This window comes from Breoghania sp. JC706, from assembly GCF_037026715.1.
In the GTDB taxonomy this organism is placed as follows: Bacteria; Pseudomonadota; Alphaproteobacteria; order Rhizobiales; family Stappiaceae; genus Breoghania.
On record NZ_JBANCG010000006.1, the window covers coordinates 292,322 to 318,280 of the forward strand.

The 25,959-nt window shown below is 64.6% G+C and carries 25 protein-coding genes, 1 pseudogene and 1 riboswitch; of the genes and pseudogenes, 5 read left to right on the forward strand and 21 right to left on the reverse strand.

Annotated features, from left to right (window positions below; translation table 11 throughout):
- Window positions 1–8: 8 nt before the first annotated feature.
- Complete coding sequence (locus V2L18_RS14465) at window positions 9–803, forward strand: ChbG/HpnK family deacetylase (protein ID WP_336178967.1); 795 nt, start codon at window positions 9–11, stop codon at window positions 801–803.
- Window positions 804–1,063: 260 nt separating this feature from the next.
- Here V2L18_RS14465 and V2L18_RS14470 read toward each other — a convergent pair whose 3' ends face one another.
- Window positions 1,064–1,714: an alpha/beta hydrolase gene (locus V2L18_RS14470; protein WP_336178968.1), complete on the reverse strand. Its 651-nt coding sequence runs from the start codon at window positions 1,712–1,714 to the stop codon at window positions 1,064–1,066.
- Window positions 1,715–2,556: 842 nt separating this feature from the next.
- On the opposite strand from V2L18_RS14470, the gene V2L18_RS14475 reads away from it, so the two are divergent.
- Entirely contained in the window at window positions 2,557–3,246 is a 690-nt protein-coding gene (locus V2L18_RS14475; RefSeq protein WP_336178969.1) for a Crp/Fnr family transcriptional regulator, read from the forward strand.
- Window positions 3,247–3,470: 224 nt separating this feature from the next.
- Here V2L18_RS14475 and V2L18_RS14480 read toward each other — a convergent pair whose 3' ends face one another.
- The 4 genes and pseudogenes from V2L18_RS14480 to V2L18_RS14495 form a co-directional block, all read right to left on the reverse strand.
- Window positions 3,471–4,337, reverse strand: coding sequence for a mechanosensitive ion channel domain-containing protein (locus V2L18_RS14480; RefSeq protein ID WP_336178970.1), 867 nt, complete (start codon window positions 4,335–4,337; stop codon window positions 3,471–3,473).
- A gap of 79 nt (window positions 4,338–4,416) precedes the next feature.
- A pseudogene (locus V2L18_RS14485) lies at window positions 4,417–4,578 on the reverse strand (thermonuclease family protein); the annotation flags it as partial.
- A gap of 262 nt (window positions 4,579–4,840) precedes the next feature.
- Window positions 4,841–5,206, reverse strand: coding sequence for a hypothetical protein (locus V2L18_RS14490; RefSeq protein ID WP_336178971.1), 366 nt, complete (start codon window positions 5,204–5,206; stop codon window positions 4,841–4,843).
- 38 nt (window positions 5,207–5,244) lie between these two features.
- Window positions 5,245–5,364: riboswitch (SAM-I-IV-variant riboswitch) on the reverse strand.
- 27 nt (window positions 5,365–5,391) lie between these two features.
- The gene (locus V2L18_RS14495) at window positions 5,392–5,823 is read right to left on the reverse strand and encodes a TfoX/Sxy family protein (protein WP_336178972.1); all 432 of its coding nucleotides are present in this window, start codon (window positions 5,821–5,823) and stop codon (window positions 5,392–5,394) included.
- Window positions 5,824–5,921: 98 nt separating this feature from the next.
- On the opposite strand from V2L18_RS14495, the gene V2L18_RS14500 reads away from it, so the two are divergent.
- On the forward strand, window positions 5,922–6,308 hold the full coding sequence (locus V2L18_RS14500; RefSeq protein ID WP_336178973.1) for an acyl-CoA thioesterase: 387 nt from the start codon (window positions 5,922–5,924) through the stop codon (window positions 6,306–6,308).
- Between the two features lie 81 nt (window positions 6,309–6,389).
- Here V2L18_RS14500 and V2L18_RS14505 read toward each other — a convergent pair whose 3' ends face one another.
- The 10 genes from V2L18_RS14505 to groES form a co-directional block, all read right to left on the reverse strand.
- Complete coding sequence (locus V2L18_RS14505) at window positions 6,390–7,391, reverse strand: hypothetical protein (RefSeq protein WP_336178974.1); 1,002 nt, start codon at window positions 7,389–7,391, stop codon at window positions 6,390–6,392.
- A gap of 17 nt (window positions 7,392–7,408) precedes the next feature.
- The gene (locus V2L18_RS14510) at window positions 7,409–8,470 is read right to left on the reverse strand and encodes an iron-containing redox enzyme family protein (RefSeq protein WP_336178975.1); all 1,062 of its coding nucleotides are present in this window, start codon (window positions 8,468–8,470) and stop codon (window positions 7,409–7,411) included.
- 545 nt (window positions 8,471–9,015) lie between these two features.
- A complete protein-coding gene (locus V2L18_RS14515; protein WP_336178976.1) occupies window positions 9,016–9,273 on the reverse strand; it encodes a hypothetical protein in 258 nt (85 codons plus the stop codon).
- A gap of 298 nt (window positions 9,274–9,571) precedes the next feature.
- Window positions 9,572–10,141, reverse strand: a complete 570-nt coding sequence (locus tag V2L18_RS14520) for a GNAT family N-acetyltransferase (RefSeq protein ID WP_336178977.1) — start codon at window positions 10,139–10,141, stop codon at window positions 9,572–9,574.
- A gap of 7 nt (window positions 10,142–10,148) precedes the next feature.
- Complete coding sequence (locus V2L18_RS14525) at window positions 10,149–10,703, reverse strand: XRE family transcriptional regulator (RefSeq protein ID WP_336178978.1); 555 nt, start codon at window positions 10,701–10,703, stop codon at window positions 10,149–10,151.
- A gap of 133 nt (window positions 10,704–10,836) precedes the next feature.
- Window positions 10,837–11,832, reverse strand: a complete 996-nt coding sequence (locus V2L18_RS14530) for an aldo/keto reductase (RefSeq protein WP_336179138.1) — start codon at window positions 11,830–11,832, stop codon at window positions 10,837–10,839.
- Window positions 11,801–12,220 carry a MerR family transcriptional regulator gene (locus V2L18_RS14535; protein WP_336178979.1) on the reverse strand — a complete coding sequence of 140 codons (420 nt, stop codon included), beginning with the start codon at window positions 12,218–12,220 and terminating at the stop codon, window positions 11,801–11,803. Before V2L18_RS14535 ends, V2L18_RS14530 begins: the two co-directional genes overlap by 32 nt.
- Before the next feature lie 100 nt (window positions 12,221–12,320).
- Entirely contained in the window at window positions 12,321–12,527 is a 207-nt protein-coding gene (locus tag V2L18_RS14540; protein WP_336178980.1) for a SlyX family protein, read from the reverse strand.
- A gap of 202 nt (window positions 12,528–12,729) precedes the next feature.
- Window positions 12,730–14,367, reverse strand: coding sequence for a chaperonin GroEL (groL, locus tag V2L18_RS14545; RefSeq protein ID WP_336178981.1), 1,638 nt, complete (start codon window positions 14,365–14,367; stop codon window positions 12,730–12,732).
- A gap of 59 nt (window positions 14,368–14,426) precedes the next feature.
- Window positions 14,427–14,714: a co-chaperone GroES gene (groES, locus tag V2L18_RS14550; RefSeq protein WP_336178982.1), complete on the reverse strand. Its 288-nt coding sequence runs from the start codon at window positions 14,712–14,714 to the stop codon at window positions 14,427–14,429.
- A gap of 685 nt (window positions 14,715–15,399) precedes the next feature.
- On the opposite strand from groES, the gene V2L18_RS14555 reads away from it, so the two are divergent.
- On the forward strand, window positions 15,400–16,971 hold the full coding sequence (locus V2L18_RS14555; protein WP_336178983.1) for a pilus assembly protein TadG-related protein: 1,572 nt from the start codon (window positions 15,400–15,402) through the stop codon (window positions 16,969–16,971).
- A gap of 130 nt (window positions 16,972–17,101) precedes the next feature.
- On the opposite strand, the gene V2L18_RS14560 is transcribed toward V2L18_RS14555, so the two are convergent.
- From V2L18_RS14560 to V2L18_RS14570, 3 genes are all read right to left on the reverse strand, one after another.
- On the reverse strand, window positions 17,102–17,662 hold the full coding sequence (locus tag V2L18_RS14560) for a hypothetical protein (RefSeq protein ID WP_336178984.1): 561 nt from the start codon (window positions 17,660–17,662) through the stop codon (window positions 17,102–17,104).
- A gap of 154 nt (window positions 17,663–17,816) precedes the next feature.
- Window positions 17,817–19,601: a tetratricopeptide repeat protein gene (locus tag V2L18_RS14565; protein ID WP_336178985.1), complete on the reverse strand. Its 1,785-nt coding sequence runs from the start codon at window positions 19,599–19,601 to the stop codon at window positions 17,817–17,819.
- Window positions 19,602–19,866: 265 nt separating this feature from the next.
- Window positions 19,867–20,073 carry a cation transporter gene (locus V2L18_RS14570; RefSeq protein ID WP_336178986.1) on the reverse strand — a complete coding sequence of 69 codons (207 nt, stop codon included), beginning with the start codon at window positions 20,071–20,073 and terminating at the stop codon, window positions 19,867–19,869.
- A 273-nt stretch (window positions 20,074–20,346) separates the two neighbouring features.
- On the opposite strand from V2L18_RS14570, the gene V2L18_RS14575 reads away from it, so the two are divergent.
- Complete coding sequence (locus V2L18_RS14575; protein WP_336178987.1) at window positions 20,347–21,765, forward strand: EAL domain-containing protein; 1,419 nt, start codon at window positions 20,347–20,349, stop codon at window positions 21,763–21,765.
- Between the two features lie 786 nt (window positions 21,766–22,551).
- Here the strand turns inward: V2L18_RS14575 and V2L18_RS14580 are convergent.
- The 3 genes from V2L18_RS14580 to V2L18_RS14590 form a co-directional block, all read right to left on the reverse strand.
- Window positions 22,552–22,710: a hypothetical protein gene (locus tag V2L18_RS14580; RefSeq protein WP_336178988.1), complete on the reverse strand. Its 159-nt coding sequence runs from the start codon at window positions 22,708–22,710 to the stop codon at window positions 22,552–22,554.
- Window positions 22,711–23,082: 372 nt separating this feature from the next.
- A complete protein-coding gene (locus V2L18_RS14585; protein ID WP_336178989.1) occupies window positions 23,083–24,465 on the reverse strand; it encodes a pitrilysin family protein in 1,383 nt (460 codons plus the stop codon).
- On the reverse strand, window positions 24,465–25,904 hold the full coding sequence (locus V2L18_RS14590) for a pitrilysin family protein (protein ID WP_336178990.1): 1,440 nt from the start codon (window positions 25,902–25,904) through the stop codon (window positions 24,465–24,467). Before V2L18_RS14590 ends, V2L18_RS14585 begins: the two co-directional genes overlap by 1 nt.
- Window positions 25,905–25,959 lie beyond the last annotated feature (55 nt).

Here is a 25,959-nt window from a genome sequence, read left to right on the forward strand (position 1 = left end):
CGAAGAACATGAAACGCATTGTCCTGACCGCGCTCGACTACGGCACCGCCTTCGGCGTCGACAGGGCGATCCGCGCGCTTCTGGCCGACAACCGGTTGACGGCGGTGGGCTGCGTGGCGGCCTCGGATCGCTGGCCGCGCGAATATCTGCCGCTGCGCGATCAGGTGGAAACGGTCGCCCGGCGCACCCGCGTCGGCCTGACGCTCGCGCTCGCCCGGCCCTACGCGCCTGTCTCTGATCCCGCCCGCGAGGCCCTCGGTCCCCGTTTTCCCGCCCCGCGCTATTATTCTCTGCGCGCACCGCTCGGTCTGCTGCCGAGCATGGCGCTGAAGGCGGAGATCGAGGCGCAGTTCCAGCGGTTTCAGGACTATTACGGCCGCCAGCCGTCTTTCGTCGCGCTGGCCGACGGGCTCGACCGCAATGCCGGTATCGTCAAGCTGGTGGTGGAGGTGATGGCGGAGCGCTATCGCGAGGACTGGCCGGAATTCCTGTTCACCCAGCCCGAACGCCTGCGCAGCCGCCTACTCGCGCGCCGCATCCGCAAGTTCGGCGGCGACGTCAATCGCGAGGCGGTCAGCCTGCCGATGACGAACGACCCCAAGGAGTTGCACCGGTTCTTCTGGCGTGGGCTTGAAGGCCGCAGCGACGGCACGACCGTCTGGTGCAGCCCCGCCCAGGCCGACGAGCACCTGCGCAGTCTTGCCGCCCGAAGCGAGATCGAGGCGCGCGAGACCCAGTTCGCCTATCTCGACAGCCCGGACTTCCTGCTGGCGCTGACGGAGAAGGATATTTTCCTGTTCTGAGGGGATGTCTGTTGGGCGCGTTGATCGCGGACGGATCAGCGTCCTTGCTCAGATCACCTCTCCCATGGGGAGAGGTCGACGCGCAGCGTCGGGTGAGGGGTGTCGGGCTTTCCGTATCCCACTGACATCCCATCCCCTCACCCCTAACCCTCTCCCCATGGGAGAGGGGACGAACTTACGCCATAACGCTCGTGCCTCGTCTCGAACGAAGCGCACGACATTTGTCAGATGGTGTGCCGGTTCCCGGGGCAACCCGGACTTCAGACGCTGTCGGCCATGGCGGTGCAGGCGTGTGCGGCGCGGAAATCGGCAAGCCACGCCTTCAGGCGGTCGGCCTCCTCCTCACGCAGTTCCTGATCGCCGTCATGGACCATCAGATCCACCGATGCGCCCTGCTTCTGCAGCCAGGCGCGCAGCTTGCGGGCCTCGCTTTCAGGCGCCACGGCATCTTCCGCACCTGCCGTGATCAGCACCTTGCGCCCGGCGATCGCCTTGTTCGAGCATGGCCGATAGAGAATGGACGGGTGCATCAGTGCGTAGCCGGCCAGCACGCGGGGCTGGTTGAAGAGCAGGTTCGCCAGAATGTTGGCGCCGTTCGAATAGCCCACGCCGACCGCCTGCGCCGGATCCCGGCCATGGCGCGTGAGCGCATCGGTGAGAAAGGCGGCGAGATCGCGCGATCTTTTCTCCAGATCCTCGAAATCCGGAATGTCGGCCGATACCCTGCGGTAGAAGCGGGCGAGCCCTTGCTCGTCCACGTTTCCCTCCAGCGCGATCAGGGCAGCTCCCGGTGCGGCTACGCGCCCGAGCCGCATGAAATGGGCCGCATCGCCGCCCGTGCCGTGGAGGAGTACGAGCGTCGTGGCGTCATCGCCGTCACCGCCATCATAGATGTGTTCGTAGGGATCCATCGGTCCGCACCTTCGAGATATGTCCTTCGCACCGCAACTCCGCCTGGGCGCAACGCCCGGCATGTGCTCCGGCAGTGCCCTGTGCGCCGGCGTCTTGCGCCTGCACGACAACCAACCGCTCCAGATCAATATCTCTCTTGCATCCCGATCTGCCGGATCGCTGGTGTCCGGCCGGAGCATGCTCTGGGGCGATTATCCCTTATATAACGAGGCTCCGCCTCCAGCGATGCGGCACAATGCGGGCCGCTATGCGAAAATTTGGGGGCGGCGGGAAACGCAAAACGCCTCCCTGCGGGGGTCAGGGAGGCGCTTCGCGGTGCGACCGGTGAAATGCCGGTCGGACTGCCAGAACCGCTCGGGGGAGGCGGTTCCGGCCTGGGGGGAGACCGGCGGGGAGCGGGTCTCGACTATCCTGCCGGTGGGGAGACCGACGGTATTTGCGAACGGCAGTTGAGACCTTCCTGGATGTCCGGCTGGAAGGGCCTCCTGCTTTGATATGGTTGCCGACCGTATCCCGAGGGCGCGACCGGCGATCTGCTTGCGGACGCTCTCGCCGCCGGAGCGAGGCGGAAAGATATGTCCGCATCATCATTACGCTGTCCTGGCGACATCATCCGTGATGACCGTCACAGATCGATGCGTTACCCTGAACAGCGAAGGCCGCAGTCTTGACGGGGCGTCGGAACGGATCCGGCGGGCGGGCGTCGTTTGCCCTTTTCAGGATTGCGAGCCGTCTTCGTCTTGCTCGGTCGGTAAACGTGCGTGGAGGGTGCAGGTTCCATGCGGTTTGCCGTTTCCGCAACTTTGCAGCCCGTGCAGGACCGTATCGGGGAGACAGGTGCGTGGCGCAGATCGATGACTTGCTCGAAAACAGCTTCTCGCTGGGTGGACTTGCGCCGGATCTGGCGGCGGGGCTGGAAGCGCTGGCGCGGCCGATGAAACTCAAGGCCGGCACGATCCTGTTCGAGGCCGGAGATCCCGGCAACGGCTGCTATGCGGTGCTGGAGGGTTCGCTTCGGGTGTCGCTCCTGTCGGCTGAGGGCGACGAGCAGCTTCTCGCGGTGCTGGGCCCCGGCCAGCTCGTCGGCGAGATGGCGCTTCTCGACGGTCAGCCGCGCTCGGCCACGGTCACCGCACTGAAACCCGCCCGGCTCGCCTTTTTCGACAAGCAGGCCTTCGACCGCTTTGCGGAGGACAACCCGGAAATCTACCGGCACATGCTGCGTATCGTCGGCGGACGGCTCAGGCTCGCCAACGACGTGCTGGCCGCCCGCTCGTTCCTGCCGCTGCCGGGCCGCGTCGCCAAGACCCTGCTGCTTCTGGCCGACAGTTTCGGCAAGGAGGTGGAGAAGGGCCGCACGCTCATCCACTACAAGCTCTCGCAGGCCGACATCGCCAACATGGCGGGCGCGGCGCGCGAGAACGTCTCGCGCGTCCTCAACGAATGGAAGCGGGCCGGCACGATCAGCCAGATCTCGGGCTACTACTGCATCGAGAAGATGGAAAAGCTGGAGGATGCAGCCAGCATGTGAGCGGTCGCCGGGGGATGGGGGGCCTGCTGAGGGGGCCTTGCTACGAGGTGCGGCCCATCCTTCGAGACGGCGCTTCGCGCCTCCTCAGGATGACGTTGTCCGTGTCGATGGCTCGTTCCAAATCAGCAACAAGTTCAACGTCATCCTGAGGAGCCCGCATCCGCGGGCGTCTCGAAGGATGGGCGGCTTTTTCTCCAAGGGCTGACCTGGGAGGGGAACGCGTCCTAGCGCCCGGCCTGCTCAGCGCCGACCGGAGCCTGTCCCACCACCTGCATGTGCGGGTAGGGGATGGAGATGCCGGCCTCGTCCAGCGCCTCCTTCAGGCGCTTGATCAGGAACCAGCGCACGGCCCACAGGTCGGACGACAGCGTCCACACCCGCAACGTGACGTCGACGGAGCTGTCGCCCAGATTGGTGATCTCCACGAAGGGTTCCGGGTCGGCAAGGATCCTACTTTCCTCAGCGATCACCTTGTGGAAGACCTCCTTGGCCGTGTCCATGTCGTCGTCGTAGGAGATGCCGACGGTGATGTCGCAGCGCCGGGTCGGGTGCGCGGAATAGTTGGTGACCGCGGAACCCCACACATCGCCGTTGGGGATGATGATCATCACGTTGTCGGCGGTGGCGAGTTCGGTGAAGAACATGGTGAGGTTCTTCACCGTTCCGGCATTGCCGGCGAGCTCCACATAGTCACCCACCTTGAAGGGCCTGAAGAACAGCAACATCACGCCCGCAGCCAGATTTGAAAGCGTGCCCTGCAGCGCAAGGCCGATGGCCAGCGAAGCGGCACCGATGACCGCGACCAGTGATGTCGTCTGGAAGCCGAAGAGCTGCAGCACCGTGATGATGACCAGCGCGATGATGGCGTAGCGCGTGATCGAGGAGGCAAAGCCCGTGATGGTCTCGTCCACGTGCCTGGAGCGTTCGCAGGCGCGGCGCACCGACCCCGCGATCTTGCTCGCCGCCCACCAGCCGACGAACAGGATGATGATCGCGTAGATCACGTTGAGGCCGTACACGGCCATGAGGCGCATGAGGCTTGCGAGCTGCAGCTCGATCAGGTCGCGGGTCTGTAGGATCTGGTCTTCCATGGCTGCTCCGTCTTCCGGCGTGTTGGCTTTTCTTGGGGCGATCGAAAGATCATCGGCTGAGGGGGAGCGACGCCGTTTCTCAGCGACGCGGCGGACGCCAGCCGGCGGCTCGCGCCTCAGCCTCGCTGCAGAACCAGCGTTCGCCGGGCCGGTTGATGCAGGTGCGCGTATACCACCGGCTCTTGCCGGGCACGTGATAGATGCGCTCGCCGTCCCGATTGATGTTGCCCTTGATGCGGCAATCGGGTGGTGCCGGCTTTTCGGGCGGCTTGCAATCTGCCCCTGCCGCGGCCGGGGCGAAGGCGACAAGCACCACGAGAGCCAGTGCCGAAACGTCCGATCCCCTCAACCTCCTCATTGCGCCAGTAGACCCTGAAGCCGCCGCGGCATCAAGGTGCGCAGGCGGCGCCCGCTACCGGTTCGTTTCGTCGGCAAGGAAACGACGGAAGGGCAGGAGGGTTCCGCAGGAAGTGGAAGATACGCGGGGGAGAGGCTAGATCCGGTCAGTCTTTCCGCCATTTCGGCCGGGGGGCGGCAAGCGCCAGGAAACCCGGCCCGCGCCTGGCGACGAGATCGGCGACGAGGCTTTCGTCGATGATGCGCGAGGAGCAGCCCTGCCAGAGCCGGATGAGGGCCGAGCGGCGCTGGTCGCGTTCCTCGTCGGGCAGGAGAACGGCCGGACACCGGAGGCAGCGGGCATCGCGAGCGGCGACCGCGAGTAGCAGATCGAAGACCAGCCCGGCCGGTTCGCCGGAAAGCTCGGCGGGGAAGGCGAGCGCGCTGTCGAGGCTGCTGTTGACCTCGGCCTCGGAGAAGGCGTGAGACAGGGCGCGCGGTTGGGCGTTCAGGGCAATGCGAAGAGCAGACATAAAAATTCCTCCGTCAGCATGATGCCGAGGAGGACTGGCGAAGACCGCTGGGTTGCCTGGTCGACCAAGTCGCCGGGCCACATCCCTTATCGTCGGGTACCACCTTGCCGCGGATGGGCAGGTTGGCGAGGGCGCCAGCCCTTCTCTTGATGTTCCTCGCCTTCTGACATGATACGGGGCTGAAATCAAGCCTGGCGTCGTCGCGGGTCGCGACGCGCGATGTCGAGCGCGCGGCGCGCGAGCGGCAGGAGTTCGTCCACATCCTCCAGGATCTCCTCCGGCACGGAAACGAAACGCGGCACCTCGATCACCTTCTCGCCGCGCGCATAGCTGAAGATCGCACCGCCCAACGCCTCCAGATCGCTCCTGAGCGCGGGATCGGCCACGAGATAGAACATGTTTCCCGACAAAAGCGCACCGAAATGCAGCCCCTCGCATCGCACGGACAGGCCGCCGAACAGCCTCTTCGTCTCCAGCGGCCCGAGCGCGTTCAACTGGTCGAGCACGAAATCACGGAATTGCGGCGAAACGGCCATGATGTTCTCTGCCTGAATGTCCCGGTTGTCGCAGCGCCGGCGTCGCGTCCGCTTGTAGCGCACCAAAGGCTTGGCCGCCATGCGCGAATGGCGGTTGCCAGCGGCCGGCAAGGGCCGGTAAACGGATGCCTTTCGGGATCGGAAGGTCCCTCGTCGAAACAACTGGAGAGCGGCAGAAAATGGCGGACGACAACGAAAGCCCGCGTGGCGAACTGACAACTCGGACGCTCGCCATGCCGAGCGATACCAATCCGTCCGGCGACATCTTCGGCGGCTGGGTCATGTCCCAGATGGACATCGCCGGGGGACTTGCCGCCAACCAGACCTCGCACGGGCGGGTGGTGACGGTGGCGGTGGATGCCATGCACTTCATCCGGCCGGTCAAGGTCGGCGACGTTCTTTGCGTCTATACAGAGGTCGTCAAGGTTGGCCGCACCTCGATGAAGGTGCAGGTGGAAGCCTGGGCGCTGCGCGCGCTGAGCCAGGTGCGCGAGAAGGTGATCCAGGCCGAGTTCACCTATGTCGCGGTGGATGCAAACGGCAAGCCGCGCCCGGTGGCGGGGTAGGGCGCCCCGCACACAGGCGACATCCCCGCGCTCCGAAAAAAATGCCCGGTTTAAGGGGGCTCGCCGGCAGCGACGAATGCTTCAAGCCTCGGCGGGGAGCATGGCGTCGATGCGCGGGATCTGGCGATAGTCGATCGTAAGCCTGTTGCGATAGTGCGACTGGATGCCGGCGAAGAACAGGTCGAAACAGTCGGCCGTGCGCTGGATGGTCTGCGTGATCAGGGTCATCTCGTGGCGCGAGACGCCTCCGCGTGCGCGCAGCAGCGGTTCGATCGTCAGCGAGGCGTGTTCGAGGCTGGCGTCGATCAGGTCATGCTGCTCGAAGGCGTCGAAGAGCGGGGCCGCATCCGGATAGACCTCTTTGAGAAAGGCGTAGCGGGCGCGCACGTTTTCCTCGCTCGGGGGCTCGGTCAGCGGCTGCATGAGCGCGAAAACGCTCGCATAGGCAAGGTCCCCGTCCTCGGCGGCCTCCCACAGGTGGTTGAGGAGAGCGGTCGTTGAGGGCAGCGGTATGCGGTTGTCGATGTTGCCCGCAGGCACGCCGCAGCCGATCAGCCCCTCGCGAAAGATCGCATCGTGGAACGCCTCGTCGACGAAGTGATCCCAAAGTCCGCGCAAGGCGGGCGTGGGACCGTCGATGCGGCTCGCCCCGCGCGCCATGTAGTCGCGCGCGGCCTTGACGAAGATGTGGAACTCGATTCCCCAGCCCAGAACGTGGCTTGGCGTGGCCTGGCCGGAGAACAGGAGCCGGGGAAACGGCTGCGTCATGACGTGCCGGTTCCAGAACGCCGCGCACCGGCGCGTCAGAGCGAGCGCCGCATCGGCATCGAGCAGCGCATCGCAGCCGGTGTCGAGCGCGAAGTGATCCTCGGACAGCACGGCGAGAAAGTCGCTCACCGACCGGGCGGAATAGCCGGTCTGCCCGGCAATCTCTTCGACGCTCTCACGGAGGTCGAGTTGCGACCAGATCGCGGTGCATAGCCGGGAGCTGGCGCCGGTGAACGTCAGCCGGGTTTCCGAATTCTCGAGGATGCTGCTATCCCCCAGGGTCGAAAAGGTGACGTCGGGACTGCGAATGAGCATCGTGGATCCCCCTTTCCCTATTCGGGCGGATTGCCGCGGCCGTGCCGGTAGAGCGCGCGGCCCTTGAACGGATTTCGATGGTAGTGGGTCTGGACCTCGGAGAACCACATCATCAGCGTCTCCTTGAACTGGAAGACGGTCTGCAGCACCCGGTTCGCGTGTTCCACCGTCAACACGGGGATGGGATCGAGAACATCGGCCATGACGCTGCCGTGCTCGAATTTCTCGTCGAGATTGACGTGGGCGATCATCGGCCGGACGAAACCGCTCCCGCTCTTGTCGAAATGCTCCGCCACCTTGCCGTAGAATGTCCGCGCCCGGTCGGCATCGCTGCCGGTGGACTCCATCAGGCCGGAGCAGGCCGCATAGGCGATGGGATCGGTCCGCGCGGCCTTGCGCGCCATGTTCAGCACCGCGCGGGTGGCCGCCAACGGTCCCTGCCTGTCGACGTCATCCACGTCGATCGCGCGGGCGCGCAGGCTCTGCGCGAAGAATTCGTAGTGATCGTATTCCTCGACATAATGATGGGCGAAGATCGCCTTTATGCGGGGATCGGGGCACAGGGAGGCCGCGTAGGAAAGCCGTGCGTTCGCGCCGCGAATGAAATGGTAGGATTCGATGAGCCACCCGTCGACCACGGCGGGGCGCGCGCTGCCCTCGGCAAGCGACGTCCAGAGGCTGTGGGAGAAGAGGGCGGTGTTCCAGGCCGCGAAATGGTCGTCGAGGATCACGCGCAACTCGTGCCCGGTACAGGTCGAACGCGTCGGCCTGGCCGCGATTTTCTCTTGCACGAGCGTGCGCAGGAACCTTTCGGCGGCGGCACCTTCCAGACCGGATATGCTGTCGTCCGCGGCCGATATTGCGGCGGCTGTGTCGGCCACTTCCCGGTCATCGCCGCCCTTCCCGGCATCATTGATCGTCCCGCCGTCGTTGATGCGCTTGAGCAGGGCGACGCCCAGCGAAGGCGGAATCCCCTCGATCCGGATCCGTTCTTCATAGTTGGATAGGACCAGGCTCTTCTTGGCGTGGTCGATGTTCGTTGGAAAGCTCAGACAATAGGATTGTGCGATATCGGTCATGACGAAAAGGGCCCGTTCCTGTGGCGGCCCGTTTCGCAATTCGGGCCGCGTTGAGATGGCGGGGTGAGAGGACTGCTTGAAACGGCGAGCGCGCTATCGCGCCGGTCGGACTTCCCGCCCGGCAGGACGACGCAGGAAATCGATCGGCGACGCGACCCGGGCGTCGACGTGAACCGGGCGGATGCGCAGTCATCTGCCCGGCTGGTGGGCCCCTATCTGCCCGGCACTGGTTCGCACGCGGCCGATCCCGAGAAGGGAGCATGCGCCCGCGTTCCGATGCCGTGTTTGCAGAAGGCGCCTTTTCTCGGCAAAGTCCCCGAAAAGCTCCCGCTGCGGGAGAAAAACAGCTCACGAAACACGCTATCCGCCGCGGCTCGCCTGCCCCTTCCTGTGGCGGGAAACGCTTGCTCCATGGCTCAACTGTACGGTCTGATGGACACTCGAAGCGTGGCCTGTCCAAGAGGTGCGGGATGTGCCGGGGCAACTTTGCCTGAACCGACGGACAAGCCGGGACGTTCAGCACGGCACGGCTTGTCCGCAGCGGCTCACTTGACGATGACGCCGATCGCCGGTGATACCTGCACCTTGCGTTCCCGGCTGACCTGAATCGTGATGTCCTGACCGCGGCCCTTCGGCTCGGTCTCGACGATCTTCACATCCTTGCCGGCTCCCGGCGGGACATGGATGATGACCTGGTCGCCGCGTGCAATATCAAAATCCGACATGATTTCCTCCTCTTTAATACTTGAATTATATTTTCGATCAAAAGGCATTTGCAGTTCATAATGTAATTCAAGAGCCATATCCGAATCAATATAAAACAATAATTGAAATGTGAAAAATATTTGCTTAACATAAATAATTGATACATCAATAGATAGTATGGATTTACTTGATTTTTAAGATATGAAGCGCGACGACGACCGACGGCTACGCGTCAGGACCTCGCGCATCCACCGGACGATGCTATCGAAGGCGTTCCCGTCCATGCCCTTGAGCATATCCCGAGCAGATTAGTTCAATCTGATCGGGATATGCTCAAGGCGTTGATCTTGAGCGATTTTTTATCATTCAGACGATTCTGTCTGAACGGAAAGCACTCTAGGAGGAGGGCGGTGCAAGCCTCTTGTACATGATCGTGGTGCCGCTCAGCCCCTTGCCGTCCGCATCGCGGCAGTAATCGGGAATGACGCCGACGGTCACGTAGCCCATCGAGGTGTAAAGCGGCTCGGCGGCATCGCCGGTCCGGGTGTCGAGCGTCAGCAGCGTGCGGCCCGCCTGCCGCGCGTGATCTTCAAGCGCTTCCATGAGCATGCGCGCGATGCCACGGCGGCGGAACGCCGGGTGGACCAGCAGCTTGCTGACATCGGCCCGGTGTGTCTGGTTCGGGGGCGTGTCGAGATCGAGATTGACCGTGCCGGCCAGCCGGCCTTCCACATCGGCGGCCAGCATGATGCGCTTGCCGGCGGCAACGCCCGGCAGGATCTTGCCGCGCCAGTAGGTCGACGCCTCCTCGACGCTGAACGGCATGATGAAGTTGACGCTCGCCCCCGCGTCCACGCAGGCCTTGATGAGTTCCGCAAATGCGCCGAGGCGGGCTTCCATGGCTGCGGCCGGCAGGCTGGAGATGACGGGATGCGAAGAGGCGAGGGAAACGGCGCGTCGGGTCATAGGTCGGTTACACCATGAACAGGAAGTAGCCGGCGGACACGTCCGCGGTTTCGAAGCGGCTCTCCCGGACGAGCCGGTAGCGCAGGCAGTCGCCGGGGGAAAGATGGTGGGTCTCGCCGTCCACGGTGACGGCAAGCGCGCCCTCAATGAGCACCAGATGATGCTCCAGTCCTTCGCGTGGCGGCGCGTCGTAGGCGATGTCGGCACCGGGCGCAAGGCGGCATTCCAGCACCTCGCCCGACAGAGCGGTGGCCGGAGGGGAGACCGAGCGGCGGCGGAACCCGGCCCCGGCATCCTCCCACTCAGGCTGTTCGGCGCGCGGCACCAGGGGGGCGAACGTTTCCTCCGCCATCAGCATCAGCCGCGACAGGGTCATGCTGTGGGCGGCGCAGAGCCGCGCGAGGATGGCTGTCGTGGGGCTGACCTCGCCGTTTTCCAGCCGCGACAGCGTGGCCCGCGAGACGCCGGAAAACGCGCTCAGGGCATCGAGTGACCAGCCGCGTTCGCTGCGCAGGGATTTCAGGCGCTCGGCAATGCGGATATCCAGAAGGGGAGTGCTCATATCTCTCATATGAGAGAAAATATTCCGTATACGGGAAAACGCAAGGCGTATTAATCGGACATGTGCGATGTGGCGGTCGGCCGCGCCGGCGAATGCGCCGGGGCTATGAGCCCGGGCGCATTCGCTCCACTTCCTAGCGGTTCACTTCGCCGATCGTGGAGGCCGGGTAGCGTTCGCCAACGGCCGCCGGCAGCGCGTCGGCGATGGTCTTGCGCTCGCTATCGCTGAGCGCGATATCGACGGCGGCAAGGTTCTCGTCGAGCCGCGTTCTGCGCCGGGTGCCGGGGATGGGCACGATATCCTCGCCCTGGGCGAGCACCCAGGCCAGCGCCAGCTGCGCCGGCGTGACGCCCTTGTCACGCGCCAGCCCCTCGATCACCGAAACCAGCTCCAGATTGCGGGCGAAATTCTCGCCCATGAAGCGCGGAGATCGGCGGCGATAGTCGTCCGGCGCCAGATCGTCGAGGGAGCGGATGGCGCCCGACAGGAAGCCGCGTCCAAGCGGCGAATAGGCGACGAGCCCGATGCCCAGTTCGCGCAAGGTCTGGAGGACGCTGTCCTCCGGGTCCCGCGTCCACAGCGAATACTCGCTCTGGACGGCGGTCAGCGGATGGACCGCTTGCGCCCGGCGGATGGTGTCGGGGTTGGCTTCCGACAGGCCGATGTGGCGCACCTTGCCGGCCTTCACCAGATCGGCCATCGCGCCCACCGTGTCCTCGATCGGCGTGTTTGGATCCACGCGGTGGAGATAGTACAGATCGATGTGATCGACACCGAGCCGCTTCAGAGATCCCTCGCAGGATGCTTTCACGTACTCGGGCCGGCCGTTGACCGTCTGGGCAGACGATCCCGGTTCTGTCGTCAGGCCGCGCAGGATGCCGAATTTGGTGGCCAGAACCACCTCGTCGCGCCGGCCGGCAATCGCTTCGCCGACGAGTTCCTCGTTGGTGTGCGGGCCATAGACGTCGGCCGTATCCAGCAGCGTCAGGCCGGCATCGAGGGCATGGCGGATGGTGGCGATCGCCTCGCCGCGATCGTCCGGCGTGGCCCCGTAGGCCCATGTCATTCCCATGCAGCCGAGGCCGATGGCGCTGACCTCAAGCCCCTGGCCGAGGCGCCGTGTCTTCATCGTCGTTTTTTGGGAGGCCGTCATCTGCGTCTTTCCTTTGCTTCGCCTTTCCGTAAAAGGCGATTTTCTTGTCAAGGGAACGAAGGCAGGCTTCCAGATCGGCCAGATGAGTGCGCACGCGTTCGCGGTGTTCGCGCAGAAGCGCGCCGCGTTCGGCGAACGTCTCATCGCCATCTGCACGCATCTGCGCGTAGCGCAGCATGTCGCGGATGGGCATCCCCGTCGTCTTCAGACGGCGGAGGAATTCGATCCATTCGAGGATCGACGCGTCATAATCGCGTTGTCCCGAACGGTCGCGGTCGGCATAGGGCAGAAGCCCGATGCGTTCGTAGTAGCGCAAGGTGTGGGCGGAAAGTCCGCTTCGCTTCGCCAGATCGCCGATCTTCATGGAATAACGCCTGTCTTCGTCACGACGCGCAGGAACCTACGGCTTTGAGCGCGCTCTAAGTCAAGCGTGCAGTCGCGGTTTTTTCGCGGGCGGCGCGATTTCAGTAATGCGGCGGCTTGGTGATCGGCACTTCGCTCGCCTCCTCAAGCTCCGCGACGAGGCCCGCCAGCGCCCTCAGATGACGCTGCAGATGTTCGATTTCGCCGGCCTGGCGGGTGACGACGGCATCGAGATCGTCGATCCGCTTCTCCTGATGGGCGATGTGGGCTTCCAGATCGGCGATGCGGGTGTCGAGATCATCGGACATGGAACGCTCCTTGGCTCAACGGTTCGTCGCGAGATGTAGTGCGTCGGGGAGGCTGGCGAAAGGGGGATCTTGCCGCGTGGCCCATGTGAATTCGGGTGTTCCGACTTCGCTGGCCAAGAACCATGGGCAAGCAAAAAGGGCGGCCCGAAGACCGCCCTTTCCGACTTCAGCTTTCGCCCTGATGGGCGGCTTTATGGACTTCTTAGAAGTCCATGCCGCCCATGCCGCCCATGCCGCCGCCCGGCATCGCGGGGGCTTCCTTCTTGGGCAGCTCGGCGACCATCGCCTCGGTGGTGATCAGCAGGCCGGCGACGGAGGCCGCGTCCTGGATCGCCGTGCGCACGACCTTGGTCGGGTCGATGATGCCGGCTTCCACCATGTTGACGTACTTCTCGTTCTGGGCGTCGAAGCCCATGGACGCATCGCTCTCCAGCAGCTTGCCGACCACGATGGAGCCTTCCACGCCGGCGTTCTCGGCGATCTGGCGGATCGGGGCCTCAAGGGCGCGCAGCACGATCTTGATGCCGGCCTCGATATCCTGGTTGTCGGAGGAGAGCTTCTCCACGGCGGCCTTGGCGCGCAGAAGCGCGGTGCCGCCGCCCGTCACGATGCCTTCTTCCACGGCCGCGCGGGTCGCGTTGAGGGCGTCGTCGACGCGGTCCTTCTTCTCCTTCACCTCGATCTCGGTCGCACCGCCGACGCGCAGGACGGCAACGCCGCCGGCGAGCTTGGCAAGACGCTCCTGGAGCTTCTCGCGGTCGTAGTCGGAGGTGGTCTCCTCGATCTGCGCCTTGATCTGCGCAACGCGGCCCTGGATGTCGTCCTTGGAGCCGGCGCCGTCGACGATCGTGGTGTTCTCCTTGGTGATCGTCACCTTCTCGGCGGTGCCGAGCATGTCGAGTGTGACGTTCTCAAGCTTGATGCCGAGATCTTCGGAGATGACCGTGCCACCGGTGAGGATCGCGATGTCCTCGAGCATGGCCTTGCGGCGGTCGCCGAAGCCCGGAGCCTTGACCGCGGCGATCTTCAGGCCGCCGCGCAGCTTGTTGACCACGAGCGTGGCCAGAGCCTCGCCTTCCACGTCTTCCGCGATGATGAGCAGCGGACGCGAGGACTGGACGACGGCCTCGAGGATCGGAAGCATCGCCTGCAGGTTGGAGAGCTTCTTCTCGTGCAGGAGAATGTAGGGCTTCTCCAGATCGGCGAGCATCTTCTCGGCGTTGGTCACGAAGTACGGCGACAGGTAGCCGCGATCGAACTGCATGCCCTCGACGACCTCGAGTTCGGTCTCGGCGGTCTTGGCTTCCTCGACGGTGATGACACCCTCGTTGCCGACCTTCTGCATGGCCTCGGCGATCATGTCGCCGATTTCCTTCTCGCCGTTGGCGGAGATGGTGCCGACCTGCGCGACTTCACCGGAGGTGTTGATCTTCTTGGAGCGGGCGGTCAGGTCCTTGACGACCTCGGCGGTGGCCAGATCGATGCCGCGCTTCAGGTCCATCGGGTTCATGCCGGCGGCAACCGACTTGGCGCCTTCGCGAACGATGGCCTGGGCCAGGACGGTCGCGGTGGTGGTGCCGTCGCCAGCCAGGTCGTTGGTCTTGGAAGCGACTTCGCGCACCATCTGCGCGCCCATGTTCTCGAACTTGTCCTCAAGCTCGATTTCCTTGGCGACGGTGACGCCGTCCTTGGTGATGCGGGGCGCGCCGAAGGCCTTGTCGATGACGACGTTGCGGCCCTTGGGGCCGAGCGTAACCTTCACGGCATTGGCGAGGATGTCGACGCCGCGCAGCATGCGGTCGCGCGCATCCGTGGAAAACTTAACGTCTTTGGCACTCATCGTGTCTTATCTCGCGAATAGGGTTGAAAGGGGATGTCGATATCGAAGGGCTGCGCCGGTTAGGCGATCACGCCCATGATGTCGGTTTCCTTCATGATCAGCAGGTCTTCGCCGTCGATCTTCACCTCGGTGCCGGACCACTTGCCAAACAGCACGCGATCGCCGGCCTTGACGTCGAGAGCCACGACCTTGCCGCTGTCATCGCGCGCACCGGGGCCGACGGAAACGACCTCGCCTTCCTGCGGCTTTTCCTTGGCAGTGTCGGGGATGATGATGCCGCCGGCCGTCTTTTCCTCGGAGTCGACGCGACGGACGACGACGCGGTCATGCAAAGGACGAAAAGTCATTGTCTGGCTCTTTCCTCTCTCGGAGCGCCCTCCCCATGAGCAGCGCTCCTCAATGATGCCTTGAAGACTGATTTCAGCAGGCCATGCTTTGCGCCTGGATCCTGCGCCTGTTAGCACTCAACAATGAAGAGTGCTAACGGCCGATCCCCATGTAGGTTGCCGTCTCGCCGCTGTCAATTGGATGGGTAGGTGTTTTTTGGCATCGGCGGACGGGTGCGGACCCGTGCCGGGCTTTGTCTTGCAGGCGTTGCCGCGCCTCATGGCGCTGGCTCCCCAATGCTGCGCGATAACCCCGATTTCGGGAATGGTTGACGAAACCTTAACCCTCGTCCCTGGCCGGCCCTGCGATTGCCAATTTGCACGCCGCGACAATCCGTCCGCCCGCCTGCGTATTCAACCGTATCCGCACGCCCTGAATGGGGGAGACCAGTATGATGTGGGAGAATACAGGGAAAATGCGACGGCTTTCCGGTGAAGCATAACTTCAAATAACCTACGTATAAAATCATCCTAAAAATTTCAATAAATAAATAATCGCGGGAAATAATTCTGAAAAGAATTGGAAATATTTCGACAAGGGTGGCGCAGTCTGTATCGCATCAAGTTTCGATGCGCATTCGCCCAAATATAGGCGGCGGTCGCCATGTCGTGGGGCCCGGTGAGGCCTCCTTGCGAGGAATGTGCAATGATCCGCAGATTCATGAAGGACCGGCGTGGCAATGTCGCCATGCTGTTCGGACTGACGGCAGTCCCCGTCGTTTTTGCAGTGGGGGCAGGGATCGACATGGCCGATGTCGTGGCGGCCAAGCAGCGTGCCCAGATCGCGATGGATGCCGCCGCGCTCGCCGCCAACACCAAGACGCTCGGTCTCACCACCGAACAGGTCGCCGCCCGTGCCCGCGCCGCGTTTGACGCCAATTTCGTCGGTGGGTCCGCGTCCATCGCCAATTTCTCCGCGGTTCCCGATGGCGACGGCACGGTGACGGTTTCCGCCGATGTGAGCGTACCCACCTCCTTCGCTCCTCTTCTCGGCATCGAGGAGTTCAATTTCAAGATCGCGGCGGAGACGCGGGTGGGCGAGGCGAGCTTCGACGTGGTCATGGTGCTGGACAATTCCGGTTCAATGGACGGAACGAAGATCTCGACCCTGAAGACCTCGGCCAAGGATCTGACGGCCACCCTGCTTGCGGCCAACGCCACCGGCGGCATGGCCGACCGCGTCAAGATCGGCATCGTCCCCTTTACCGCCTTCGTCAATGTCGGGGCGGAAAACAAGAATGCGTCGTGGATGGACGTGAACGGCCTGTCGCCGCTCAATGCCAACAACATGGAGACGACCGGCGTCTCGCGTTTCGCGCTTTTCAACCAGATCAGCGGCGTTTCCTGGCAGGGATGCGTGGAGGCGCGGCCCTATCCCTATGACGTCAACGACGACCCGGCGAGCGATGCCACTCCGGCGAGCCTCTACGTTCCGGAGTTCGCGCCCGATGAGCCGGACGAGGGCGGCTACTATTCCTACGGCAACTGGCGGTCCTACCGCTATTCCAACAACTGGATCGACGACGACGGCGGCTCCTGCACCGAGAGTATCGAGGAAATCGGCACCGACGGTCACAACCTGAAGCAGAAGCGGCTCTGCAAGTATGACGGGGCGGCGCTGAGCACATCGAGCAACGGCGTCACCAGGGGCCCCAACTACTCGTGCAAGACCCAGCCGATCACGCCGCTGACGACCAGCCGCACGACGCTGGACAACGCCGTGACGGCGATGGTCGCCGATGGCTATACCAACATCCAGCAGGGCGTGGCATGGGGCTGGCGGGCACTTTCGCCGGGCGAACCCTTCACCGGCGGTCGCGCGCTCGACGATCCGGCCTATCCGGGACACCGTCGCATCATGATCCTGATGACGGACGGTGCGAACACCTACGAGTGGTACGACAAGAACCCCAACGCCTCCAAGTACAACGCTTATGGCTATGTCACCGAAGGGCGCGCGGAAACGACCGACAGCTCATGGGTGGTGCACAACACCATGAATGCGCGCACGGCGGAAACCTGCGCCAACGCCAAGAGCCAGGGCGGGGTGGAGATCTACACGATCGCGTTCCAGGTTTCCGATCAGAGCACGCTGGACATGCTGGAGGACTGCGCGACCAAGCCGAGCATGGCCTACAAGTCGGACTCCAATACGGAACTGACGCTGGCCTTCTCCAACATCGCCAAGGAGATCACCCGCTTGAGGGTGTCGCGCTAAGAACGATCCCGCCGCCCGTGAGGCCAGGGCGGCGTGGTGGGGCGGACCCAGTGCGACATCCGGTTGGCGCCCGTCCTTCGATTGCGAAGGGCGGGCGTTTACGCATGTATGCAAGGCGGCGCAAGAGGCCTCAGGGGGCCTTTACCGTGAACGGCAGCGAGAAGGCGCCCGACTTGTCGGAATTGGCGTCGACGAGCCGCGTCACCAGAACGTAGTCGCCGGGAGAAAGCCCGTCGAAGCGGTAGGTGAGGGTCGCGGGGAACTCGCGGATCGGGTGACGCGCCTGCGCCGTAAGATGGGCGAATTCGTTGCCGGAGGCGAGGACCTGCCCGCTCGTCGTGCGAAGTTCGAAACTGGCGGCGAGGTCAACCGTAACGAGACCGTCCCCGCTGCCGAAGCCATAGGCAACGGGTTCGGCATAGACCTGCATCGTTTCGTTGGGGGCAAAGACGGGTTCTGCCTTGGGGGTGTAGCGGCCATAGCCTTCGGCCTTGCCGTCGGTAAAGGTGGCGACGGTGAAGCTCAGGGCCGCGTGCGACCAAGCGGTGGCAAGGTTCTCGCGAGCGCTGGTAAGCTCGCCCGACAGCACCGGCGTTTCCGCATGGCCCGGCAACGACACCATGCCCGGCAGCATTGCGACGGCGAGTGCGCTTGCTTTCGCCAGTCGGCCCAAGGCGGTCGGATTGCTCATGTCTTCTCGGTCCCCCGTCAAGAAGTCGAAACCATCTCGTCCGCCCGCTATAGACCGGACGCAGGAAATGCTCAACACGCAACGGCATCTCGGCGAAGGCACCGTTAACAAGGGACGTTTCGAAGCCGGAACGAGCGCCATGCGCTTCGCCGGCTCAGCGCCCGCGGTCCTGTGCCTCTCGAACCGCGGCGAGAAGGCTTGCCTGCAGCGCGGGCGAGGGCAGCGCGGAGCGCAAGATCGCTTCCGGATCGTCTGCAAACGAGGGGAATTCAGTCTCAAGCTCGGTAAGCACGGTGCGGGAGGCGGTCGTGTCCCCGGCCTTGTGCGCGACGAGAAGACGCGCCAGCAGGGCCGACAGCGCGGTCGAGCCGTCAAGGCTTTCCGCTTCCGTCTGCGCAAGCACCATCCGGCCGGTGCCCAGCGCGCCGAACACGGTCATGACCGTGTACCACTCTGGGTGATCGGGGCTGAGCCGGCCGGCATGCACCAGAAGCGTCAGCCCCTTCTCGCTGTCGCCACTCATCACCAGCGCTCCGCCATGGGTGGCGATGATGTCGGGGTCGTTGGGGTTGAGCTCCAGCGCCCGGCGGCCGGCTTCCAGCGCCTCCGCGTGGCGGCCCAGAAGAAGAAGCACGGCTTCCAGCGCCTGATGGGCACGCCCGCTTTGCGGCGACAGGGCCACCGCCCGGCGGGCAAGCTCCAGCGCCTTGTCGAGATCGGCGCTTCTGCGGCCCGGATCGCGGCCCGAGCGGGCGTCGTCGACATAGGCGAGCGGCAGCAGGGCGTGAACGGCCGCCGGTGCTTGGGTCCTGGCCGCCAGGCTTGCGAGACAGGCGCGGCTGCGGGCGTTCATGTCGGGCGTGAAACGCCGCTGCGCGGTGAAAGTGCGCAGAACGCAGGCAAACCCGCTCGGCTCCTTGCCCGGTGCCGCTCCTGCCTCGTTCGTCCCGCCCGCATTTGCGGCCGCGTGGTTGAAGATCACGCCGTAGGGCTGGGCGATGGCGGTCGCGGCGTTGCGGGCCACCCGCTCCTCAAGCAGATCCGCCGGCTCGCCATCGCTTGCCACATCGAAGAGGGATGACCAGACGACCTCGCCGCTTGCCTGGTAGAGCAGTCTGAAATTGAGGAAAAGCCGGCCCTGATCGACCGCGATGTGGCCTTCCAGCCGGTAGTCGGCCGCTTCCGGGCGCTCGCTCACCCCGATCTCGTCGAAGCGGGCCAGCGCACGGGCGAGCTTGTCGTGCAGCGCGAGGCTCGAAAAGCCGGCGGGCAGGGCGGTGGCGGGGTCCTCGGTGATCGCGGCGACATGGACGGCCGGCAGGGGCCCCTTGTATCCGGCCGGCTTCGCCATGCCCGGTTCGGCAATCCTTGCGACCGCCATCTCGGCGGAGGGGGGGCCGGAACGGTCGACGGGCGCGGGCTGGTAGACGAGCGGGACGGCGAGTGCGATCACGACGACCGCCGCCACGGCTCCTGCCATCCGCAAATTCCGGATTCGGGGACGCGTCGGCTCCGCTTCGACCGCCTCTCCACTGGGCGCTTCCCCGCTGGCCGCCGCGCCGGCCTGACGGCTGAAGCGCGGAACGTAGCCGCCTTTGGGGATGTCGATACGGAGGGGGGCATTGGCGCCTTCGCTCCCATAATAATCGGAGAGCAGGCGCCTGAGACGGGCGGCCTCCACGCGCACGATCGGATCGGCCGAAGGATCGAAGGACGAGGGGCGGCCAAGCGCCTCGGTGGCGATGGTATAGCCCTTGATCCGGTCCGGTTCGCCGTCGAGACGCCGTTCGACCACGTAGCTAAGGAACGCGCGCAATTGCGGCGAGGCGACGAATGCCGGGCTTGCCAGGATCAGCGTGAGGTGGTGGCGGATGGCCTGCGCGCCGCAACCGTCCGTGGCGTCGCCCCCGCCCTTGCTCCCGGCGCTCGTGGCGCTCACGGTCTCCTCCCAAAGGTGCCTTGCATCGGCGACAGGTCGGCAGCGCGGCAAGCGCCGCCGCCTGTTGTTGTGCCCGCAAGGATACGGCAAATCGGCCCTTACGGAATATGCCGCTTTCGACCGATAGGCGGGAAGGCAGGGGAGGAATGCAAACGGACGCGAAAGAGCACTCGCAAGGGCGGCGTGCCGCCCCTCCAAATGCCGGATCGATCAGGTCTCGACTATATGGCCTTGACTGGCAGGCCCGGCTGTAAGATCTGGCCTGTCAGGCGGTCTCGGTACCGGTGATGTCGTAACCGGCTTCCTCGATCGCATCCGCGAAGGTCTTGGCCGGCAGTTCCGACGTCACCTCGACGCGGCCGCTTTCCAGGTCGATCGAGTACTGCGCTTTCGGGTCGGCGCCGGACACCGCATTGGCGACCGCCTTCTTGCAGTGATCGCAGGACATACCTTCGACGTTCAGGACAATCATCGTCTTCTCCGCTTGGTTGCATTGGGAGCGCGTTCAGCGTTGATCCGGAGCATGGACCTTGCTGTAACTGGAAGGTCAACGGCCAAAATGTCGCGCCGGCCGACGGGATGGATGTGTGCCGAAATGGCACGGGCAGTTATTTTAGGGCCTGCCCGAGGGGTGATAATGGGGGAGATCGCAATTCTTAACGCGTATTTACGTTTTTCCGCTGCCGACGACAGGGGAGCATTGGGCTATGTTGCGGCTTTCGGGCAGAATTGCCGGAAATTGTGATTGATTCGACCTGCGACGGCGGCTGACGCGGACATGGCCTGGGTATCGGCGTTATTTATCGGGATTTGCATGGTGGTGATCGCCGGCTCGGCGAGCGCCGTCCTGTATTTCCTGTTCGGAACGAGCCTGAGCGATGCGTCGATCGTGGGAACCGCCATCCTCGTGGCGCTGTATCTCGTCAATCTGCAGGTCATGCGCACGCGCGACAGGAACCGCACCCAGCGACAGGTCGACATGGTCAGTCGCGGCGTCGTCCAGATCAATGAGGAAGTGCAGAACCTCGAGAACCGGCTTGCCGCTTTCGAGACCGGCTTTCCCGCTCGCGCCCGCGACGAGATCGAGCCCGTCTTCGTCGAGGTGGAGGTGCTGGGCACGCTGGTCAAGCAGATCGCCGAGGCCGTGGCCGATCTGGAGACCCGGGTGACGGAAATGCCGGCGCTGATGAACGCGCGTGCCGGCGGCGGCTACGTCGCGCCTCCGCCGGCAGGGCTCGCCCCGCCGCCGCGGGCGATCTCTAACGGCTACGGCGGGCAGGGTCGCTCCGACCAGTACGGCCAGTCCGACCAGTACGGCCAGTCGTGGCAGGATCCGGGCAGCGCGCTTTGGAGCGCCGGCGGCGGCGTGGACGACCCGGCGCTGCGCGATGCGGTCGCACGGGCCATCGAGGCGAGCCGCATCGATCTCTACCTGCAGCCCGTCGTCACGCTGCCGCAGCGCCAGGTGCGCTTTTACGAGGCGCTGACGCGCCTGCGCACCGAGGACGGCGAGGTGCTGCTGCCGCTGCACACGGTGCCGATCGCGGAAACCCTCGGCATCATTCCCGCGGTGGACAACGTGCTGCTGCTGCGCTCGGTACAGGTGCTGCGACGGCTTTCATCGCGCAACAAGGCGGTGGCGCTGTTCTGCAACATCTCGCCGCTGACGCTCGCCGACGAGAAGTTCTTCCCCGGGTTCATGGATTACATGGACAAGAACCGCCAGCTCGCCGAACTGATCGTGCTGGAATTCACCCAGGCCGGCGTGGAGGCGATGGGGCCGCTGGAGTTCGAGACCCTTTCGGCGCTGCACGACATGGGCTTCCGCTTCTCCGTCGACCAGATCACCGACATGGGCGCGGATTTCCGGGGGCTCAGCCGTCGTGGTTTTTCGTTCGCAAAGATCGCAGCCGACCGGCTGATGGGCCGCGCGCCGGCCGTCGCCGGCGATATCCATCCGCACGACTTCGCCGATCTTCTGGTGCGCTACGGCATCGAGCTGGTCGCCGATCACATCGAGACGGAAGCGCAGGTGCTGGAGATCCTGGAATACGGAATCGGCTTCGGCCAGGGCTTCCTGTTCTCGCCTCCGCGGCCGGTCCGCGCCGACGTGCTGCAGGGCGGCCCGCTGGCAGGCAACGAGCGCCGCCGCGCGGTCGGCTAGGGCGTTCTGTCGTCAGGCGGAAGGCCGAGTGGCCGATCCTTCGAGACGGCGCTGTCGCGCCTCCTCAGAGGCTGGCCCGAAAGTGGTAGTTGGTTCTTCGCCTCGGGTTCTATGCGCCTTCATATCCCTCCATCGTCATCACCCGGCGAAGTCCGGGTGATCCAGCGCGTGCCCCAAATACTGCAAGCTGGCGATGGATTGCCCGAACTTCGCCGGGCAATGACGGCGGTGAGGCATGAGGGAGATGGTCGAAGGCGCACAACCCGATACTATTTTCGGGCCAGCCTCTGAGACGGCCTGACAGCGTCGTTTCGACGGATCGACCACAATGCGAAAACGCGCACTCTGTTTCCGCCAGACTACGAAGCGATCCAGAGCGGCTTCCTGCCGATCACACAACGCCGCCTGGAGCGACTGACGCTCCGGCGGGCCGTTCATTTTCCGATTTTTCGTATTACCGAGGAGCTGGCACGGACCGCGATCGCGGTATCGCTCGCAAGCGATGTATCCCACCCATCGCCCGTGGGGTGAACGGCTCGTGCGCGTGCCGACATGTCGGATCGGCCTGGACGGCTTTCCGGCGGGCCCTGCGGCCCATCCTGCGAGACGCTCCGGTCCCCGCCTGGCTCCTCTTGATGAACCCGCCCCGTCCATGCCCCGCAGGGCGGTCGGAAGGGCGGCGGGCTCACCATGAGGAGCCGGAGCGGACGGCGTCTCGGAGGATGGGTCGCGCGTCGGGCTCGACGCCGCCAGCCATCCACGGCCCCTGAGGGGGCCGGACAACGCCTATTCGTCCTCGGTCGCACCCTGGACGGTGTAGAAGAAACCGCTTGCGAAGATGCCCACGGCAACCGCGACCAGCAGACCGAGCGCGGAGCTGACGAAAGACGCACCGACCGCGGCACCGATGCCGAGCCCGATGCCCATTGCAACGCCTTGACTCATTTTTTTGAACCTTCAGTCAGAAAACAGACACCGGCGAGCTAGGCTTCAATCATGGCTGAAATGTGTTAAAAAAGCGGCAGAACTGTGGATTCAAACCAATGCATGGCAGGGTCGCAATGGCGTCATAACTCGCTGATTTTCTTGGATTATGCCAAAGGATTGTGATTTCGGACGAGCGGCGTCATGTCGCCTGCGCGGTTTTGGCGCGGCGATTTGTACGTAATTCCGCAGGGTGAGAAGTGGGGCGCTCATGCCGCCCTCGCGCGGCCGAAAAGGCGCTTGCGCAAGGTTGCGGAAAGCCGCATCGGCAAAGAAAAAGGGCGGGGCGGCTGCCTGCCGTCCCGCCCGATCTTTCCGGTCCTGCCGGTGGCCTCAGGAGGCTGCGCGGCCCACCGTGACGATCGTCGGCTTCTTGCCGGCCAGAAGTTCCCTGGCGACGCGTTTCACGTCGTCCAGCGTCACCGCCTCGATCAGGTCGTTGCGCTTGTTGATGTAGTCGATGCCGAGGTTCTCCATCTGGATGCCGACGAGCTGGTCGGCGATCTTGCCGGAGGTATCGAAGCGCAGGGCATAGGAGCCGGTGAGATAGCTCTTGGCCTTCTTCAGCTCGTCCGCCGTTGGCCCGTCCTTGGCCATGCGTGCGATCTGCTCCTCCATGATCTTCAGCGTCTCGCCCGCGCTTTGCGCCTTCGTGCCGGTTCCCGCCATCAGGATGCCGGTATGGTCGTAAGGCGCGAGGTAGGACCACACCGAATAGGCGAGCCCGCGCTTTTCGCGCACTTCCTCGTAGAGCCTGGAGGAGAAGCTGCCGCCGCCAAGGATGTAGTTCATCACGTAGGCCGGAATGAAATCCGGGTCAGCCCTCTTCAGCCCCGGCAGGCCGAGACGGATGACGGCCTGCGGCACGTCCATGTCGACGTTCTCCACCACGCCGGTTTTCATCGTCACGTCGGGCACCTTGATGAGATCCGCCTTGGCGGGAAGCTTGCCGAAGGTCTTGTCGAGCAGGGGGGCGAGCGTCTTGGCGTCGATCGCGCCGACGACGGCGATCTTCAGGTTGTCGCGCGCCATCAGGTGCTTGTGCAGCGCCACCAGATCCTCGCGGGTGATGGCGGCGAGGGTCTTTTCCGTGCCTTCCGTCCGGCGGCCATAGGGGTGGCCGGGAAAGGCTGCGGCGTACCAGTGGTCGATCGCCACCGAATCCGGATCGCGGCTGTCGTTTCGGATGCCGGCGACGAGCCGGGTGCGCATGCGGTCGATCGCGTCCTTGTCGAAACGCGGATCGGTGATCGCGAGCCGCAGCATGTCGAATGCGGCATCGCGGTTGGCGGTCAGCGTCTTCATGCTGCCGGAGAACGTGTCGCGCCCGGCACTGAAGCCGAGCTCGACGGACAGGTCCTCCAGCTTCGTCTGGTAGGCTTGCGAGGTCAGATCGCCCGCGCCCTCGTCGAGCAGCGTCGACATCAGGTTGGCGAGGCCTTCCTTTCCGGCCGGATCCTGCGTCGCCCCGCCCTGGAAGGCGAAGTCGACCGAGATCAGTGGAATGGTGTTGTTTTCAACGAGCCACGCCTCGATACCGCCCGGGCTGACGACGCGCTGGATCTCGGTCGCGCCTGCCGGCCGCGCAAGCAGGATCAGCGTCATGAGGACGGCGAGTGTTACCAGCGCGGCGAGCCCGCGGCGCGCGGCGGTGGTCTCGGCCCGCACCGCGGCCCTTGCCGTCGCGCGCGGTGTTCCAGAAGTATGATGGGTCATCAGGATTTGTTCCCGTCCTCAATCGGCTTGCCGGTGAGATAGGCGGTCACGGACGTGTTCTCGCCGAGATAGGCCGCGGCGGCTGCCTTGACCTGATCGGCCGTGACCCTGGAGATCCGCGCGGGCCATTCCTGCACGTCCTTGATGGTGCCGCCCGTGGTCAGCGTGCTTCCGAAAATGCGCGCCAGCATCTGCTGGCTGTCCTGGGCGTAGATCGCGTTGGCCAGCACCTTGCGCTTGGCGCGGGCGAGCTCCTCGTCGGTGATGCCGTTCTTGGCGATGTCGGCGATCACCTTGGTCCAGGCCGTCCTGAGGTCATCAAGGCTCACTCCGTCGCGCGGCACCGCGTAGACGGTGAAGTCGGTGGGGCCGAGCTGGGTACTGGAATAGTAGCTGCCGGCGCTGGTGGCGATCTCGTCGGTAACGACGAGCTGGCGGTAAAGCCGGCTGGTCGCGCCGCCGCCCAGAACGTCGGCCAGAACGTCGAGCGCCTCGGCCTGGCCGTTCTTCGCGGTGGTGTCGCTCGGTACGATCCAGACGTCGCGAATGCTCGGCTGCTTCACGCGCACATCGGCAAGCGTCACGATGCGGTGGCCGGGCAGCGGAGGCTCGGCCGCGCGGATGCGGGCCGGCGGATCGGCCCGGCGCGCGACCTTGCCGTAGGTTTCCTCAGCCAGCGTCTTCACCTCGGCCTCCGTCACGTCGCCGGCGATCACCAGCACCGCGTTGTTGGGCGTGTAGAAGCGGTTGTAGAAGTCGATGGCGTCCTTGGCCGACAGCTTCTCCATCTCCGCCCGCCAGCCGATGACGGGAATCGCATAGCCGCTGTTGTTGGCGTAGAGCACCGAGTTGACCGTTTCCGAAAGCCGCGAGCCCGGGTCGTTGTCGACGCGCATGGACCGCTCTTCCAGGATGACCTTGCGTTCGGGCGCCACCACGTCGTCGGTGAGCACCAGGTTCTCCATCCGGTCCGCCTCAAAGGACATCACCGTCTTCAGGTGTTCCTTGGCCACGCGCTGGAAATAGGCGGTGTAGTCGGAGGAGGTGAAGGCGTTTTCCTGGCCGCCGAGTTCGGCGACGACGGCGGAGAATTCGCCCTGCGGGTGGGTCTTGGTGCCCTTGAACATCAGGTGCTCGAGGAAATGGGCGATGCCGGATTTGCCCGGGCTCTCATCGGCCGCACCCACCTTGTACCAGATCATCTGGGTGACGACGGGCGCGCGGTGGTCGGGAATGACCACCACCTGTAGGCCGTTGTCGAGGGTGAAGGTGGAAACGTCGGCGCCGATCTTCACATCGGCGAACGTGCTTTCCTGGGGCGGCGGCGTGGTCTCGGCCCGGCCGGGCCCGGTGGCGGCAAGAACGCCGCCGGCAAGAACGGACACGGAAAGGGCGGCGGAAAACGCCGCCCGCATGAACCGGCTTTTCGTTAAAGACACGGATTGAGGCTCCTTCGCTGGTCGCGTGCGCACTCTCGCGAAGGATATAGGCCGT

What these genes read in the sequence shown, in the direction of transcription:
- V2L18_RS14465 (WP_336178967.1), top strand. Translation starts at nt 9, where the DNA reads ATGAAACGCATTGTCCTGACCGCGCTCGACTACGGCACCGCCTTCGGC.
- V2L18_RS14470 (WP_336178968.1), bottom strand. Translation starts at nt 1,714, where the DNA reads ATGGATCCCTACGAACACATCTATGATGGCGGTGACGGCGATGACGCC.
- V2L18_RS14480 (WP_336178970.1), bottom strand. Translation starts at nt 4,337, where the DNA reads ATGGAAGACCAGATCCTACAGACCCGCGACCTGATCGAGCTGCAGCTC.
- V2L18_RS14490 (WP_336178971.1), bottom strand. Translation starts at nt 5,206, where the DNA reads ATGTCTGCTCTTCGCATTGCCCTGAACGCCCAACCGCGCGCCCTGTCT.
- V2L18_RS14495 (WP_336178972.1), bottom strand. Translation starts at nt 5,823, where the DNA reads ATGGCGGCCAAGCCTTTGGTGCGCTACAAGCGGACGCGACGCCGGCGC.
- V2L18_RS14500 (WP_336178973.1), top strand. Translation starts at nt 5,922, where the DNA reads ATGGCGGACGACAACGAAAGCCCGCGTGGCGAACTGACAACTCGGACG.
- V2L18_RS14505 (WP_336178974.1), bottom strand. Translation starts at nt 7,391, where the DNA reads ATGCTCATTCGCAGTCCCGACGTCACCTTTTCGACCCTGGGGGATAGC.
- V2L18_RS14510 (WP_336178975.1), bottom strand. Translation starts at nt 8,470, where the DNA reads ATGACCGATATCGCACAATCCTATTGTCTGAGCTTTCCAACGAACATC.
- V2L18_RS14515 (WP_336178976.1), bottom strand. Translation starts at nt 9,273, where the DNA reads ATGGCTCTTGAATTACATTATGAACTGCAAATGCCTTTTGATCGAAAA.
- V2L18_RS14520 (WP_336178977.1), bottom strand. Translation starts at nt 10,141, where the DNA reads ATGACCCGACGCGCCGTTTCCCTCGCCTCTTCGCATCCCGTCATCTCC.
- V2L18_RS14525 (WP_336178978.1), bottom strand. Translation starts at nt 10,703, where the DNA reads ATGAGCACTCCCCTTCTGGATATCCGCATTGCCGAGCGCCTGAAATCC.
- V2L18_RS14530 (WP_336179138.1), bottom strand. Translation starts at nt 11,832, where the DNA reads ATGAAGACACGGCGCCTCGGCCAGGGGCTTGAGGTCAGCGCCATCGGC.
- V2L18_RS14535 (WP_336178979.1), bottom strand. Translation starts at nt 12,220, where the DNA reads ATGAAGATCGGCGATCTGGCGAAGCGAAGCGGACTTTCCGCCCACACC.
- V2L18_RS14540 (WP_336178980.1), bottom strand. Translation starts at nt 12,527, where the DNA reads ATGTCCGATGATCTCGACACCCGCATCGCCGATCTGGAAGCCCACATC.
- groL (WP_336178981.1), bottom strand. Translation starts at nt 14,367, where the DNA reads ATGAGTGCCAAAGACGTTAAGTTTTCCACGGATGCGCGCGACCGCATG.
- groES (WP_336178982.1), bottom strand. Translation starts at nt 14,714, where the DNA reads ATGACTTTTCGTCCTTTGCATGACCGCGTCGTCGTCCGTCGCGTCGAC.
- V2L18_RS14555 (WP_336178983.1), top strand. Translation starts at nt 15,400, where the DNA reads ATGATCCGCAGATTCATGAAGGACCGGCGTGGCAATGTCGCCATGCTG.
- V2L18_RS14560 (WP_336178984.1), bottom strand. Translation starts at nt 17,662, where the DNA reads ATGAGCAATCCGACCGCCTTGGGCCGACTGGCGAAAGCAAGCGCACTC.
- V2L18_RS14570 (WP_336178986.1), bottom strand. Translation starts at nt 20,073, where the DNA reads ATGATTGTCCTGAACGTCGAAGGTATGTCCTGCGATCACTGCAAGAAG.
- V2L18_RS14580 (WP_336178988.1), bottom strand. Translation starts at nt 22,710, where the DNA reads ATGAGTCAAGGCGTTGCAATGGGCATCGGGCTCGGCATCGGTGCCGCG.
- V2L18_RS14585 (WP_336178989.1), bottom strand. Translation starts at nt 24,465, where the DNA reads ATGACCCATCATACTTCTGGAACACCGCGCGCGACGGCAAGGGCCGCG.